This is a genomic window from Algibacter sp. AS12 (genome assembly GCF_046736315.1).
Taxonomy (GTDB): Bacteria; Bacteroidota; Bacteroidia; order Flavobacteriales; family Flavobacteriaceae; genus Algibacter_B; species Algibacter_B amylolyticus.
Genome location: NZ_CP151841.1, coordinates 115,897 through 130,850, shown reverse-complemented (window position 1 = coordinate 130,850; position 14,954 = coordinate 115,897). Strand labels below are relative to the sequence as shown.

Genomic DNA, 14,954 nt, shown 5'->3' with positions numbered 1-14,954 from the left:
TAATGAGAAATTTATATAAATTAATAGGTCTATTTTGTCTTGTAGGAGTTATGAATTCCTGTGAGGACTATCTAGATAAACCTCAAGATTCTAATCTTACCATAAATGAGGTTTTTAAGAACTTTGATAGTTCGCAGGGTTTTGTAGAGGAAATGTATGCTATGATTGTCGATTATTCTTTGGCCTTTTATGCAAACTACCCATACTACGGAGAAGATTCTGTTGGTGTAGAAACTTGGATTTTCGATTATTCTTCAGATGAAGGTAGATATTGGGATTGGCAAGGAAATACATTCAATTATTTTAGCGGAGGGACCAATACGTCTTCTGGAATTCCTTTTGATAGAAGTTCATTATGGCCAAGTAGTTGGGCAGGTATACGAAAAGCAAATATTGTTATTGCTAATGCAGAAGATTTAATGGTAGATGCAAACGAGCAAGAAATTGATGCCATTTTAGGACAAGCCTATTTTTTTAGAGCCTTTTTTCATCATGAAATCATGAAGTTTTGGGGGCCTATGCCATACATCGATAGAGTATTAGAAGATGATTGGAGAATAGAAAGACCATCAGAATGGGCAGAAACAGCTCTTAAAATAGATGAAGATTTTGATAAAGCAATTGCCTTATTACCAGAAGATTGGGACGACGCTAGTTGGGGGCCAGGAGTTCAAACAGCAGGTACTAATTTGTTTAGAATTACTAAAGGAGCGGCTTTAGCTTTAAAAGGAAAAAACTTGTTATTTGCGGCTAGCCCGTTAATGCAAGGTAGCAATGATACTTACGGATATAACGAAGAACTTTGTAAACTTGCAGCCGATGCGTTTGCAGAACTTATAAAGATACCGCGTTATAGATTACAAGGGTGGGAAGATTATGAAGATGTTTTTTACGATCCTAGTGGACTTTACCCAGACTCAACCGAGTATGTATTTGGTCAAGCCGGATCAGTAGGTTGGTTTGGTGGCTACTTAGCCGACTCTTGGCAACTTGGAGCGCTCAATGGTGCAAACGGTATAAATTCTCCAACACACAATTATATTCATAACTATTTTGGAATGAAAGATGGTTTGTCTTGCGACGCTAGTCCTATTTATGACCCTAATGATCCTTGGGTTAACAGAGATCCACGTTTTTATAAATGGGTTGTTGTAGATGGCGACCAGCTAATCGATAATTTAGGTGCAGCTACTGGTGAAGATGAGGTAAATAGATATGCCGAGTTTTACGATGGCGGGGCGCACAGGCACCCAGGTAAGAGTAACGGAACTAGAACAGGTTATGTAGGTAAAAAATGGTATCCACAAGGGTATAATAAATATGATAATCAAAGTGTGTTTTCATGGAGACTTCATGTTAGATTAACAGATGTATATTTAATGTATGCAGAAGCAGCTGTTATGGGATATGGTATTGACGGAAAGCCAGCAGGATTTAATCTTTCTGCTCTAGATGCGATAAATGCCATTAGAGAACGTGCAGTACCAGATGGAAGCTTAAATGTAAGTGCAGTTAATTTAACAAGCCCTAACGTGTTTATGGATGAAATTCGTAGAGAACGCGCCGTGGAGTTGTCTTGGGAAAATCATAGATGGATGGATATTCGAAGATGGAAAGTAGGAACAGATATGAAATATAGATTAAAAACAGGAATCCGATTCGATAGAAATTCAAGTGGTAAACCTATTAATTTAGTAGAAGAAGTAATAAGAACTAAGGTTTTTGATGAGAAACATTATTGGCTACCCCTTCCTCAAAACGATACAGAACTGTATCCAGGATACCCACAAAATCCAGGATGGTAATACTTAAACTTGTTTTTTTTATTAGATAATAACAACCAATTTATGAAACACCTTATAAAATATAAAAAACCGCTATTATGTTTAGGAAGCTATATGCTACTATCCTTCTCATTATATGGACAAAACCCTCAAGGAACAGACTCTATTGCTAATAACAGTATTGATTTGGCTTCTAAAGTTAATAAAGAGATTGACTTGGGTTTTCAAACCGAAAAAAATAGTCAAGTCGTAGGTGCTGTATCTTCAATAGTACCCGATCAATTTTTAAAGTATGATAATACCCAATGGGTAAGAGATGCATTAAATGGCAGAATTACAGGACTTAAATACAGCGATAATATTCGAGGATTAGGCGGCGCTATGATTGTTGTTGATGGTATTCCAGGACGATCTATCGATTTGTTAAACATGGAGGAAATTCAAGAAATTACAGTCTTGAAAGATGCTAACGCAACCGCTTTATACGGATCTATGGGTAAAAACGGTGTTATTGTTGTAAAAACAAAACGTGGCTCTGCTAAAACTGAGTTTAATGTAAGTGCTAGTACAGGTTTTAAAACAGCAATCTCAATGCCTAATTATCTTGGTTCGGCAGAGTATATGCAATTTTACAATGAAGCACGTGCAAACGATGGTTTGAGTCAAACGTTTTCAGACAATCAAATAGCAAATCACGCTAGTGGTGTTAATCCATTTAGATACCCAGATGTAGATTTGTATTCTAGTGATTATTTTGGTTCACTAGCAACCTATTCCAATGTAATTGGTGATTTTTCAGGAGCTAAAGACGACACCAAATATTATATAAACTTTGGTTTTAAATCTGATGAAACCTTACAAAGCTTTGGTGATAATGATAAAGGAACAAAACGTTTTAATATAAGAGGTAATATTGATTTTAGAATTAATAATTGGATTAAAAGTAGTTTGGATGCTATTGCTATTATTGAAGTTAATAAAAGCTCTTTAACAAATTTATACGATGCAGGACGTACATTCAGACCGGATCTTTACGCGCCTTTACTGCCTATTAACTTAATAGATACAGCCAATAATCCTAACTTAATAGGAGTTTTGGAGGCCGCTAATAAATTTAATGGATTTATATTAGGTGGTAACCAATCTTTTAATAGCAATGTTCCAATAGCTTCGGTTTTAGCAGGAGGAAGACAAACTAGTATGTCGCGTATAAGCCAAGTTAATAATTCAATCGATTTTGATTTAAGTTCTATTACCGAAGGTCTATCGGCAAAAACATATTTAAGTTTTGATTTTTATAACCGTTATAACTTAACTGTAAATAATAATTTTGCAATATATCAACCTACTTGGAGTAATGAAAATTTAATTACCAATTTAGAAAATGTGGGCGATACAGACCTTAAGCAGTTAGAGCAAAATGTAGAAACTAATATTTTTACAATTAGATATGGCTTTTTTGGTATGTTAAACTACGAAAAGAAATTAAACGAAAATCATGCGTTTAAAGCCTCTTTATTAGGATTTACTAACAGCACTCACACTAAATCGGTAACGCAATCTGATAAAAACACGCATGCTGGTTTAAGTTTAAACTACACACTTAACAATAGGTTTTTGTTCGATTTAAATACGTCTTATTTACATTCGGTTAAATTAGCTGAAGGAAATAGAGGTAAGTTGGCACCTACCTTAGGTTTTGGCTATATCTTGTCTGAAGAACCTTCTTTAAAAAACATATCGTGGTTAAACTATCTTAAATTACGTTCTTCTGTTGGCGTTATTTATTCCGATTTGGGTGTTCCAGGATATTTCCTTTACGATGAGTTCTACCAACAGAATGCAGGCAACTATAAATGGGGAGATCAGTATGGTACAGGATTTCAAAACGGATACACTAAAATTGAAAGAGGTCAGAATTATGATTTAGGAATGGAACGAAGAACCGACTTTAATGTTGGGTTTGAAGGACTCTTTTTTAATAAATTATGGGTGGAAGCCAATGTGTTCCGTTCTGTATTAGATGAGCAAGCAACTTTGGCATCAACAGTATTTCCAGAATATTATAATACGTTCCGACCATATTCAAATTTTAATGCAGATAAGCGTTCTGGTTTTGAGTTGGGTATAAATTATTCAGATAAATTTGGTGATTTAGGTATGGATATTGGAGCTCGTGTATTATATACGGCGTCAGAAAGAACTAAAGTAGATGAAGTTTATGATGATGAATATCAATATAGAAAAGGTACATCTATTGATGCGTATTGGGGATTAAAATCGCTTGGCTTTTTTGGTGTAGATGATTTCGATACAGACGGATCTTTAAAGGATGGTATTCCTGTCCCAGAATTTGGAGCAGTACAACCTGGAGATTTAAAGTATAAAGATATAAATAATGATGGTGTAGTTAACGCACAAGACGAAGTTGTTATAGGAAGATGGGATGCACCATGGACTTTTGGATCGGACATTAAATTGAGCTATAAATCCTTTACATTATTTACCTTATTAACGGCTCAAGTGGGGAGTGATGGTATAAAATCAGATAGTTATTACCAACCACAAGGCGGCGATAAATATTCTGAAGTGGTTAGAGATAGATGGACAGAAGCTACGGCAAGTACAGCTACTTTTCCACGATTATCATCTTTAGAGAATACCAATAATCATGGTAGAACATCGGATTTCTGGTTGTACGATGCCAGTAATTTCAAAATTGAACGTATACAGTTAACGTTCGATTTTCCAAAACAATTGGTATCCGATCTAAATATGCAAGATTTTAGTATATATGCTAGTGGGGCAAACCTATTAATGTTTTCTAAAACCAAAGACATACAGCAATTAAGTTTAAGTTCCTCACCATCGTACCGTTATTATTCATTGGGGCTTAGAGCAAAGTTTTAACAATATAAATTAAATCTAGACATGAAGATTATTATAAAACATACATTCGTTACATTGATGCTGTTATCTTTTGTGGCATGTAGTACTTTTGAACCCCTAGATGAAAATCTTGCTGGTGATGAAAGATTGAATTTTGACCCAGCATTTGCTGAAGGTTTATTGTTGAATGCCTACGAGGGTATGTCCAATCAACTATTATTTAATGATTCTGCTACCGATGATGCAGTAACCAATTACTTAAGCGGCTTCCGCAGAATGGCTACAGGGGAATGGAATGCCAATTACGCTGTGTCTAGTAGGTGGGGACAATATCAATACGTGCTTTATATTAACAAATTTCTTACTGTAATTGATCAAGTGGAATGGAAGTTTGATGATGAAACAAATGATCTTATAAAACAACGTATGTATGGAGAAGCTCTAGCAATGCGTGCATTAAGACATTTTTGGATACTTCAAGAACATGCAGGAGTTGGCACTTCAGGTAAACTTTTAGGTGTACCCTATATTACCGAGTTTTTAGATAAAGATGCAGATTTTAATATTCCAAGACCTGAGTTTGCTGAAACTTTCGAGAAGATAAATAACGATTTTAATGAAGCATTAGAATATATTCCTATGGATTGGGATGGAGATATCTCGAAACAACCAGCACGTTATAGCACATCAGATGTTAATAGATACGAATTTATATTTGGAGAAACTCAAGATGGTCGTATAAATGGCCGCATTATAAAGGCTTTTCAAGCTAAGTTAAATCTTTTAGCCGCAAGTCCAGCTTTTTTAGATGGCTCGGGAGATTATTATCAAAAAACTAGCACTATACTAGCAGAACTTCTTAACGACAATGGTGGTGTTAGCGGATTAAACCCAACAGGGCACTATGATTTTTATGATTTTAATATTGGTACAAAAGTTTTTCCAGAAGTACTTTGGAGAGAGAATGTAGCTAATACATTTACTTGGGTAGAGCAACAACATTTTCCACCGTCATTGAATGGTGAAGGTCGCCTTAACCCAACTCAAAATCTAGTGGATGCATTTCCAATGATAAACGGAGAACCTTTCTCAAAAAATCATCCAGATTATAATCCCGCAAATCCATTTCAAAATAGAGATCCTAGGTTAAGAAGATATATTTTATACAACGGAAATGATTTAGATAGTAGAATTGTTAGAACTGGTGTTGGCGGTGGTGCCGATGAAATAGATAAAGTACAGTTCCGTTCTACTAGATCGGGTTATTACCTTAAAAAATTATTAGATCCTAGTGTAACCATTAGTGCTAACGGAAATATTTCTGCATCAGAAAAAATGAACGTATATTTAAGGTACACCGATTTGTATTTAATGTTTGCCGAGGCGGCTAATGAATTGGGTGGACCAGATAATATGGTTAACGGTATATCTGCAAGAGCAGTAATAGGAGCCATAAGACAAAGAGCAGGACTTGATGCTGCAGATACCTATTTAGCAGGAATAACATCTAAAGAAGCTATGCGTACACTTATTAGAAATGAGCGTAGATTAGAGCTATGTTTTGAAGGGCATCGTCTATTCGATTTACGCCGATGGAATATGTTAGATGATTTAACCGATATTATAGGATCTAAATATAATGGCTCACAATACGAAGAGTTTGTGGTGGAACCTAGGTTATATCCAGACAATGCTAATTATGCGCCAATACCACAAAGTGAATTGGTAAAGTTTGATGCTATTGAGCAAAATATAGGATGGTAACGTATTAATCTTACCAACAAAAAGAAATAAAAAAAAATGATGGTGATTGTAAAATCCCACTTAAGATAAATGATTAATTGTAAATTTTTCGCCCGATGAATACAAGAAATATAGTATTATTAATAAGTGCGCTAATCGCAATATCGTGTAGCAATTCTGAACCAGAATTTGATGATTTTGATGTTATAGCAACTTATTTTCCATATCAAACACCTGCACGAACCCTTATTTTAGGGAAGTACGATCAAGGTTTTAATGACACTGATAATGATTATAACTTTGAAATTACGGCGCTTATGACGGGGATACGTAGTAATGATACGCAACGAAGTATCTATTTTGAAGTAGATAATAGTTTATTGGATAATGTAGATAATGTAAAAGCACTTCCGCCTGCATACTATACCATGGAAAGAATTAGTCCGGTTGTTATACCATCGGGAGATACCAAAGCACGTATAAAGGTGCAATTACGTGATGAGTTTTTTGACGATCCACTTTCTTTTGGAGCCGTAAATACAACTAACTATGTTATTCCTTTAACAATAACAAGGGCAGATAATATTGATAGTATTTTATCAGGCTCTAGCGTTTTACCAAACCCTGATAGAGTTAATCCTGCAGATTGGGATGTATTACCAAAAGATTATACACTTTTTGGTATTAAATTTATGAATAAGTTTCATGGGAACTATCTTAGAAGGGGTGTCGATATGATAACTGCACCAACAAGTTCTATTGGCAGAACATACCATGGATCAAACGTAGTTGATGATGAAGTAATGCTTGTAGAAACTACAGGGTTAAATAAAGTTAAATTAGAAAACTTAATAGGTCGAGGTGAGGAGTCAAGCCCTGGTAATATTGAAATGGAGTTAACATTTAATGATGACGGTTCTTGTACAATATCGAGTTATGACGGTGATCCTAATGGTATAACCGGCTCAGGGAAATACGTAGAAGAAGGCGACGAATGGGGAGGAAAATCTAGAGATGTAATTTATTTAGATTACACATACGTAGATCCCGATTTTAATGAAACACATGCTGTTAAGGATACGCTTGTAATTCGAGATAGAGCAGCGGTTTTTGAAGAGTTTGTAGTAGAGCTTAAATAGTAATATCAAGAAATAAAATAAACTATAATAAACTTAAATTTTATACATTAACACTTAGTCATTAAAGCTATTAAGTTGAATGTCTCAAAAATTTTTCGATTATTAAAAATATTAAAACAGATGAAACAAATAATTAATTTTTCAAGCTCTAAATTCTTAGCTTTATTATGTGCATTTGGATTTGTTGTGCTTTTTAGCGCTTGTGATAGCGATGATGATGCGTCTTCAAATATTGAGAGAGTTTCCATGAAAACATTGCCGCAATTAGATTATATATTAGGAGATATGCTAAATTTATCCGATTTAGTTATTACTCTAAATAAAGGTGGCGAAGATATAGATATTCCTTTTAGTGCTTTTGCTCAAGAAGGTATCACCACCGAACCAGAAAATGGTACAGTATTAGATTTTTCGAATGAAGCCATAACTATAAAAATTGGTGAAACAGGAAAAGGATTAGTGCAAGCCATAACCATTACAAACGAGGTTGTTGCCATGGAAATTAAAACAGAACCAAGAACAGATTATTTTTATAATCAAAGGTTAGATTTAACCGATATGGTAATTACGTTTACCTATGAGAATGGAGATACTGCAGATTTACCATACTTAGATGTAGTAAAGGATTTAGAAACTGTACCTGCAAACGGAACCGCAATAGGATCGAATACGGATGTATCTATAACGCACATTGTTACAGGACTAAATATAGTTCAAGAATTAAATCTAACTACATTTTTTCCTAAAAGTGCTGTACTTGTAAGCGGACCAACAAAAACAGAGTATTCGGTAGGTGATATATTAGATCTTTCTGGTACTGTAATTCGTTACACACAAATAAATAATAGTGAAGCTGAAATTGGAGCTGAAGATTTTGAAGCTTTAAGTATTAGTGCTAACCCTTTAAATGGTAAGCCAATAAGTGCTGTAGTTACCGAGGTAAAAGTTATACACAGATTACGAGATACCGAGGTAAGCTTTCCTATCGTGGTTAACCCATAGAATTGAAATAAGTATGGAGGTGTAATGAATCAATAACAGGTTAAACTTTTCGAGAATCTCTTTTTTGTAAATATGCCCAATTTTCTTTTTTTATGGAAAAGCTTAATGAATTTAGAAATTTTTTATGTGTAATATGTCTATTTTCGGCATCATGCCTTTATGCACATGGGAGTTTAACTAAAAGAATAAAAGAGAAAACAGTAGAAATCGGGAAGCATCCAAAAAATGCTACATTATATTTTGAACGCGGATTCTTGTATCAACAACACGAAGAGTTTAATAAAGCTATTAGGGACTATTTAAAATCAGAAAAATTAGGAAACTCAAGCAACATTCTTCATTACAGAAAAGCTCAAACCTACTTTAAAAAGAATAAATTTAAGCAAGCACTAGAAGCTTCAAACATTTATCTAGAAAGGGATAGTGTCGATGTGAAGATAAACAAGTTGCATGCACAAATATTAATTCAATTAAAAGACTATCAAGAAGCCCTAAAATACTATGGTTATTTTATTAATAATACCATAGATATTAATCCAGATGACGTTATCGAATATAGCCAAATTTATCTGGCGTTAAACTCAAAAGACTATCCAAAGGCGCTCGAAGTTATTCAATCTGGCTTAAACAAGTTGGGTAAAAACACATTTGCACTCCAATTACAAAAATTAGAATATTTAGAAGCTTCACTTAAAATAGACGAGGCTATAGAGCAATACAACTATTTTATATTAAGTACAGATAGAAGAGAGTTTTGGTATTATAACAAGGCAAAGTATCTATTTGACAACAAACAAATTGAAGGTTCCAGAATAGCCCTTCATCAGGCAAAAACGGCTATACTTTTATTAAACGAAAAGTTTAGAAATACATTAGCAATAAAAAAACTACAAAATGAAATCAATACTCTTGAAAACAAATTATCAAATAAAAATTAAACCTATTGTATATGTTTTTTTATTGTTTGTTTCTGCAATTACATTTGCACAAAACTCAATAACTTTAGTTAATCCTCCAACTACCGTTACGGCAGATACCGAGGTCGCTATTACTTTTAATTACACAAAAAATGTAGCTAGAGCGCATGCATACATTAGATTAAAAGATGCTAGTGGTAATTTAACCGAGGTTAATCAAATAGTAACGGATAATTCAGGAACCTTAACATTAAACTTACCAATTCCAGCCTCGGCACTTGGTTCTGGTTATAGCTATCAGGCACAAATATTTAATCCGGATGCGGGTTATGCACATTTGGCTACCGAAAATTTTCCAGGTGTAACCGTAGTAGCAGGAGAGGTACCTCCAAATACTATCGTAATGACTAGTTACCCAACAACGGTTCAGTCGGGTACATTTGTAGATATTACTTTTGATTATACTAAGGATGTAGTGCGTGCTCATGCCTTTATTAGGTTTAAGGATGTTAGTGGAAATTTAACAGATGTTAATCAAATAGTAACCGATAATGCAGGAACATTAACTTTAAGTCTTGAAATACCTTCAGGTTTATTTCCTGGGTCTAATTACAGTTACCAAGCCCAAATATTTAACCCAGATGATGGTTATGCGCATTTAGCGACTCAAAATATTACAGGAATAACGGTAGAATCTACGCCAGCTCCAGGCGAGCGTATCTCGGTAGGTGATAATTGGAAGTATTATGATGCTGGAAATGAACCAACAGGCAACTGGAAAATTGCTGCTTTTGATGATTCGTCTTGGGCGTCTGGTAATGCCGAATTGGGTTATGGTGAAGGAGATGAAGCTACGGTTATTAGTACAGGAGCGCTTACCTCGTATTACAGAAAATCTTTTACCGCATCAACAGACGATGCCTCTTTAAAATATTTAGACATGAGTGCCTTAAGAGATGATGGTATGGTCGTGTATATTAATGGTGCAGAGGTGTGGCGAGATAATATGCCAAGTGGAACTATTAATTATAACAGTTTTGCAACTTCTGCAGCTACAGAAGGTATATGGATTAATAATGTAATAGATAATCTTTTAGTTGATGGTATAAACGTTGTAGCTGTCGAGATCCATCAAAATGGAGCAACAAGTTCTGATATTAGTTTTAACTTTCGCTTAGAAGTTAGAGATGAAGTTCAAGCAGAATTAACAAGAGGCCCTTATTTACAAAAAGGAAGACCAGATGCGATTACTGTAAAATATAGAACCAATACCAATACAGAAACTATTGTTAATTACGGTACGTCTTTAGGGGCTTTAAATAGCACGGTATCTAACACAGCAGTAAATAGCGATCATGAAATTGAGTTAACAGGTTTGCTTCCAAATACCAAATACTACTACGAAATAGCAAACAATGCAGGTGTATTTGTTTCAGAATCTAGCGATATGTTTTTTAAAACAGCGCCAACTACAGGTACAGATCAATTTGTAAGAGCATGGATTTTAGGAGATGCTGGTACAGGCGATTTAAATCAGAAAAATGTGCGTGATGAATATTATAATTATGTAGCAAACGCAAGCACAAACCCTAACCAAACAGATATGATGTTGTTTTTAGGAGATAATGCTTATGATAGTGGGCTAGACAACGAATATCAAATAGCACTTTTTAATATTTATAAAGAGCAATTAAAGAATACTGTAGCATGGTCCACACTAGGAAACCATGATGGGTATTCGGCAGATTCAAACACGCAAACGGGACCTTATTACGATATTTTTAGTTTTCCAACGGCAGGAGAATCGGGAGGTATACCTTCGGGCACAGAGGCGTATTATTCTTTTGATTATGCCAATATTCACTTTATAGTATTAGAATCTTATACCTTAGATACCAACGAAAACCAAATGGCTTGGTGTACGCAAGATATTCAAAATACAGACCAAGACTGGATTGTGGCAATATTTCATCATCCACCTTACTCTAAAGGATCTCACGATTCAGATTTTGAAGCGCCTCTGGTAAATATGAGAAATAACTTTTTACCAATTTTAGAGGCAAATGGTGTCGATTTAATTTTGAGTGGTCATTCACATTCATATGAAAGATCTTATTTTATAAATGGACATTACGGATTTTCTGATAGTTTTGATATAAGTTCACATACGGTTGGTAGCAACGGAAATTTATCTGGTAAGGCAGATACTGCAGATGGTGCTTACCAAAAAACAGATACAGAAAACCCAGGTGCTGTGTATATTACTACAGGATCTGCAGGTAAAATTTCCGGAGGAGATTTAGATCATAATGCTATGTATGCTTCTTTAAATGAATTGGGTTCATGTGTTTTAGAAATAGAAGACGATGGCGTAGATGGACAAAACTTAGTAGTTAAATTCATTAACGATAATGGTTCTGTTTCAGATTACTTTGCAATTAATAAAGCGGGTATTTCACTTTCTACAGAGCATAATGCGGTTAATAGTTTAGATACTATTGCATATCCTGTTCCTGTTAAAGGACTTTTAAATATTAATGTAAAACCTAGTGAATCTTTAAAGGAGGTTAAAATATATAATGCGGTGGGTAAACTTGTTAAATCAAGTACACTTAGTAAAATTAACGTAAATGCTATGCCTGCTGGTATGTATGTGGTGCATATTATTACAGATAAAGAAGAGTATTATAAAAATATTGTAGTGGAGTAAAATAGGGGTAAAAAACAGATTTACTTTAAACAAAACGTAGAGTAATATTCAAGAAATAAAAAAGAGGAATAAATTAATTTATTCCTCTTTTTTTTATGATTTACAGTAAACTTTATAATAACTATTTCTAGTTTTTAAATGGCATTACTTAATGGTAATGGTTTTGTTAAGTCTAATATCTTCAGCAGAACTACCAATCATAATTTCAAACTGTCCTGGTTCAACTACATACTTTAGGTCTTTGTCCCATAAACCAAATTCATTAATAGGAATGGTAAAATTAATTGTAGTGGTTTCAGAAGGTTTTAATTCTACTTTTTTAAACTCTTTTAAAACTTTTACAGGAGTAGAAACCGAACTAATTTTGTCGTTAAAATAAACCTGAACAACCTCTTTACCCGTTACTTTACCTGTGTTTTTAAGCTGTATAGATAGGTTTAAGTTGCCGTTCATATCTAACTTTGTGTCTTGCACTTGTAAATCGGAATATTCAAACTGCGTATAACTTAAACCATGTCCGAAAGGAAATAATGGATCAGGTGAAGAAAATACATAATCTCTTCCTGGTTTTTCTGGGCTACCTGGATTTCTATAAAATCCTCTACCAGATGGCTTATGGTTATAAAATACAGGAACATGGCCAACACTTTTAGGCACACTTACTGTAAGTTTTCCAGATGGGTTTACATCGCCAAATAATACTTTAGCAACAGCAGTTCCGCCTTGTTCTCCTGGGTACCAAGCTTCAACAATTGCTGGTATATGGTCTTTTTCCCAAGCAATAGAATAGGCTCTTCCATGCACCATTACTAGTACAATTGGTTTTCCTGTTTTATAAATAGCTTCTATTAGTTCTGGCTGTACACCTGGAGGTGTTAACGTTGTTCTGTCAAAACCTTCGCCAGAAGTAGGGTAGTCGCCTGGTATATCTTGGCCCCAACCAATTCCAGATAAAACACTACTTGTACCACCAATAACTAAAACAACAACGTCGCTTTTTTCTGCAGCTTCAACCGCAGCTTGAATTTGGCTTTTATCATCACCAACAATGTCGCACCCTTTAGCATAATTTACTTCTATGGTATTGTTTGCGTATTGTTCTATACCATCTAGTATAGTTATTCCAGAAGCATTATCTTTTGTATAGCTATAATCACCATACTGTACTTGATGCGCATTTGGGCCAACAACAGCAATAGACTTTAAGGTATTTGCATTTAATGGTAATAAGCTGTTTTCGTTTTTAAGTAGTATAATAGATTCTTCGGCTATTTCTCTAGCAAGATTTACAGCTTCTTCGGTATGGATAAGATCAGAAACTTTTTTGGGGGCTTTGTAGGGTTTATCAAATAAACCAGTTTTAAATTTAACGGTTAGTATATTGCTAACGGCTTGGTCTATAAGTTTAATATCTACTTGTCCTGTTTTTACTAAATTGGCTAATTCTGAATACGCAAAACTCTTAGGAGCTTCAAGGTCTACACCAGCTTCAATGGCGCTAATAGCAGTTGCGGCTGCATCTTCTGTAATTTTATGAAAATAATTAAGCATGGCAATGGCCTCGTAATCTGAAAACACATAACCTGTAAACCCAAGTTCGTTTCTTAAAACATCCTTCATTAAATAAGTGTTGGAGTGCATTGGTATACCATTAACCTCATTATAGGCAGGCATTAAGGAGTATATATTAGCTTCTTGTATCACTTTTTGAAAAGGATATAAGTGCAAATCTCTTAATTCTCTTGGGCCTATATTATTTGGTCCAAGATTAATACCAGCAATAGGAGTACTATAGGCTACATAATGCTTTGCAGTACACATTAATTTACCATCTGGTATGTGTGTTTTTGTAACTTCAGGATCGCCTTGCATGCCTATAACAAATGCTTTTCCCATTTCGGCTACTAAATATGGGTCTTCACCAAAGGTTTCTTCGGCTCTACCAAATCTTGGATCTCTAGATAAATCGAAAATTGGAGATAAAGCTTGATCTACACCAGACAGACTTGCCTCTTGTGCTATAGTAGCTCCCATTTTTTTTATTAACTCTGGATTCCAAGTGCTTCCTTGTCCTATGGTTTGTGGAAAAATAGTAGCTCCAAACGCCAACTGACCATGTAAACATTCCGCTATTTGTATGGCAGGTATACCTAACCTTGTGTTGTTTCGTAAATAATTATCGCTTGCTTCAGATAATTTAGAAATTATATCTACTCCAATAAAAGGACTTTCAAGCGTACCAATACTACCACCTTTAAATAAAGAGTCTAATGTTTTTTCGCTAATATTGCCTTTGTCGTCATATTTTATATGCTTTAGGCTTAGCATATTCATTTGCGAAATTTTTTCATCAAGTGTCATGCGTCCCAAAAGATCATTTACACGAACTTCCACCGGTAATGTGCTATTTTTATAAGGTAGGTTTTTTGTCTTATTTTTTTGAGCACTACAGGATGCAAGTATTAAAAAATAACTTGCTACTGCTACAATTGTTGTTTTAGTATTCATAGGAGTTTTTAAATTTAATTATCGAGGTTTTAGTCGGTTTTTACAGGTGTTACGGGCTTTAAAATAAGCACTAAACACCTCTCTAAAATCTTTTTTTTTAACTTTCAAATATAAAGTGTATAAAATACACTATATTTGGTAAATATAGGAAATAAGAATACATTTTTCCTTTAAAAAGATTAATTAATTTACCTGATTTTAAAAGTGATGATTCAGATATTCATTTCCCGATTTGAAAAATTTGAATTATAAAAACGAATAA

The 14,954-nt window shown here is 34.3% G+C and carries 8 protein-coding genes; 7 read left to right on the top strand and 1 reads right to left on the bottom strand.

Features of this window, described 5'->3' with window-relative positions:
- Positions 1 to 2: 2 nt before the first annotated feature.
- From AAFN75_RS00480 to AAFN75_RS00450, 7 genes are all read left to right on the top strand, one after another.
- Complete coding sequence (locus AAFN75_RS00480) at positions 3 to 1,805, top strand: RagB/SusD family nutrient uptake outer membrane protein (protein ID WP_411807758.1); 1,803 nt, start codon at positions 3 to 5, stop codon at positions 1,803 to 1,805.
- A gap of 42 nt (positions 1,806 to 1,847) precedes the next feature.
- The gene (locus AAFN75_RS00475; protein ID WP_411807757.1) at positions 1,848 to 4,694 is read left to right on the top strand and encodes a SusC/RagA family TonB-linked outer membrane protein; all 2,847 of its coding nucleotides are present in this window, start codon (positions 1,848 to 1,850) and stop codon (positions 4,692 to 4,694) included.
- A 21-nt stretch (positions 4,695 to 4,715) separates the two neighbouring features.
- Positions 4,716 to 6,437 (top strand): RagB/SusD family nutrient uptake outer membrane protein, encoded by a 1,722-nt coding sequence (locus tag AAFN75_RS00470; RefSeq protein WP_411807756.1) that lies wholly within the window; start codon positions 4,716 to 4,718, stop codon positions 6,435 to 6,437.
- 95 nt (positions 6,438 to 6,532) lie between these two features.
- Entirely contained in the window at positions 6,533 to 7,555 is a 1,023-nt protein-coding gene (locus AAFN75_RS00465; protein ID WP_411807755.1) for a DUF5627 domain-containing protein, read from the top strand.
- Positions 7,556 to 7,675: 120 nt separating this feature from the next.
- Entirely contained in the window at positions 7,676 to 8,557 is an 882-nt protein-coding gene (locus AAFN75_RS00460; protein ID WP_411807754.1) for a hypothetical protein, read from the top strand.
- A 92-nt stretch (positions 8,558 to 8,649) separates the two neighbouring features.
- The gene (locus AAFN75_RS00455) at positions 8,650 to 9,495 is read left to right on the top strand and encodes a tetratricopeptide repeat protein (protein WP_411807753.1); all 846 of its coding nucleotides are present in this window, start codon (positions 8,650 to 8,652) and stop codon (positions 9,493 to 9,495) included.
- Entirely contained in the window at positions 9,452 to 12,184 is a 2,733-nt protein-coding gene (locus AAFN75_RS00450; RefSeq protein WP_411807752.1) for a metallophosphoesterase, read from the top strand. Before AAFN75_RS00455 ends, AAFN75_RS00450 begins: the two co-directional genes overlap by 44 nt.
- Positions 12,185 to 12,328: 144 nt before the next feature.
- On the opposite strand, the gene AAFN75_RS00445 is transcribed toward AAFN75_RS00450, so the two are convergent.
- Positions 12,329 to 14,692, bottom strand: a complete 2,364-nt coding sequence (locus AAFN75_RS00445; protein WP_411807751.1) for a glycoside hydrolase family 3 N-terminal domain-containing protein — start codon at positions 14,690 to 14,692, stop codon at positions 12,329 to 12,331.
- Positions 14,693 to 14,954: the final 262 nt, after the last annotated feature.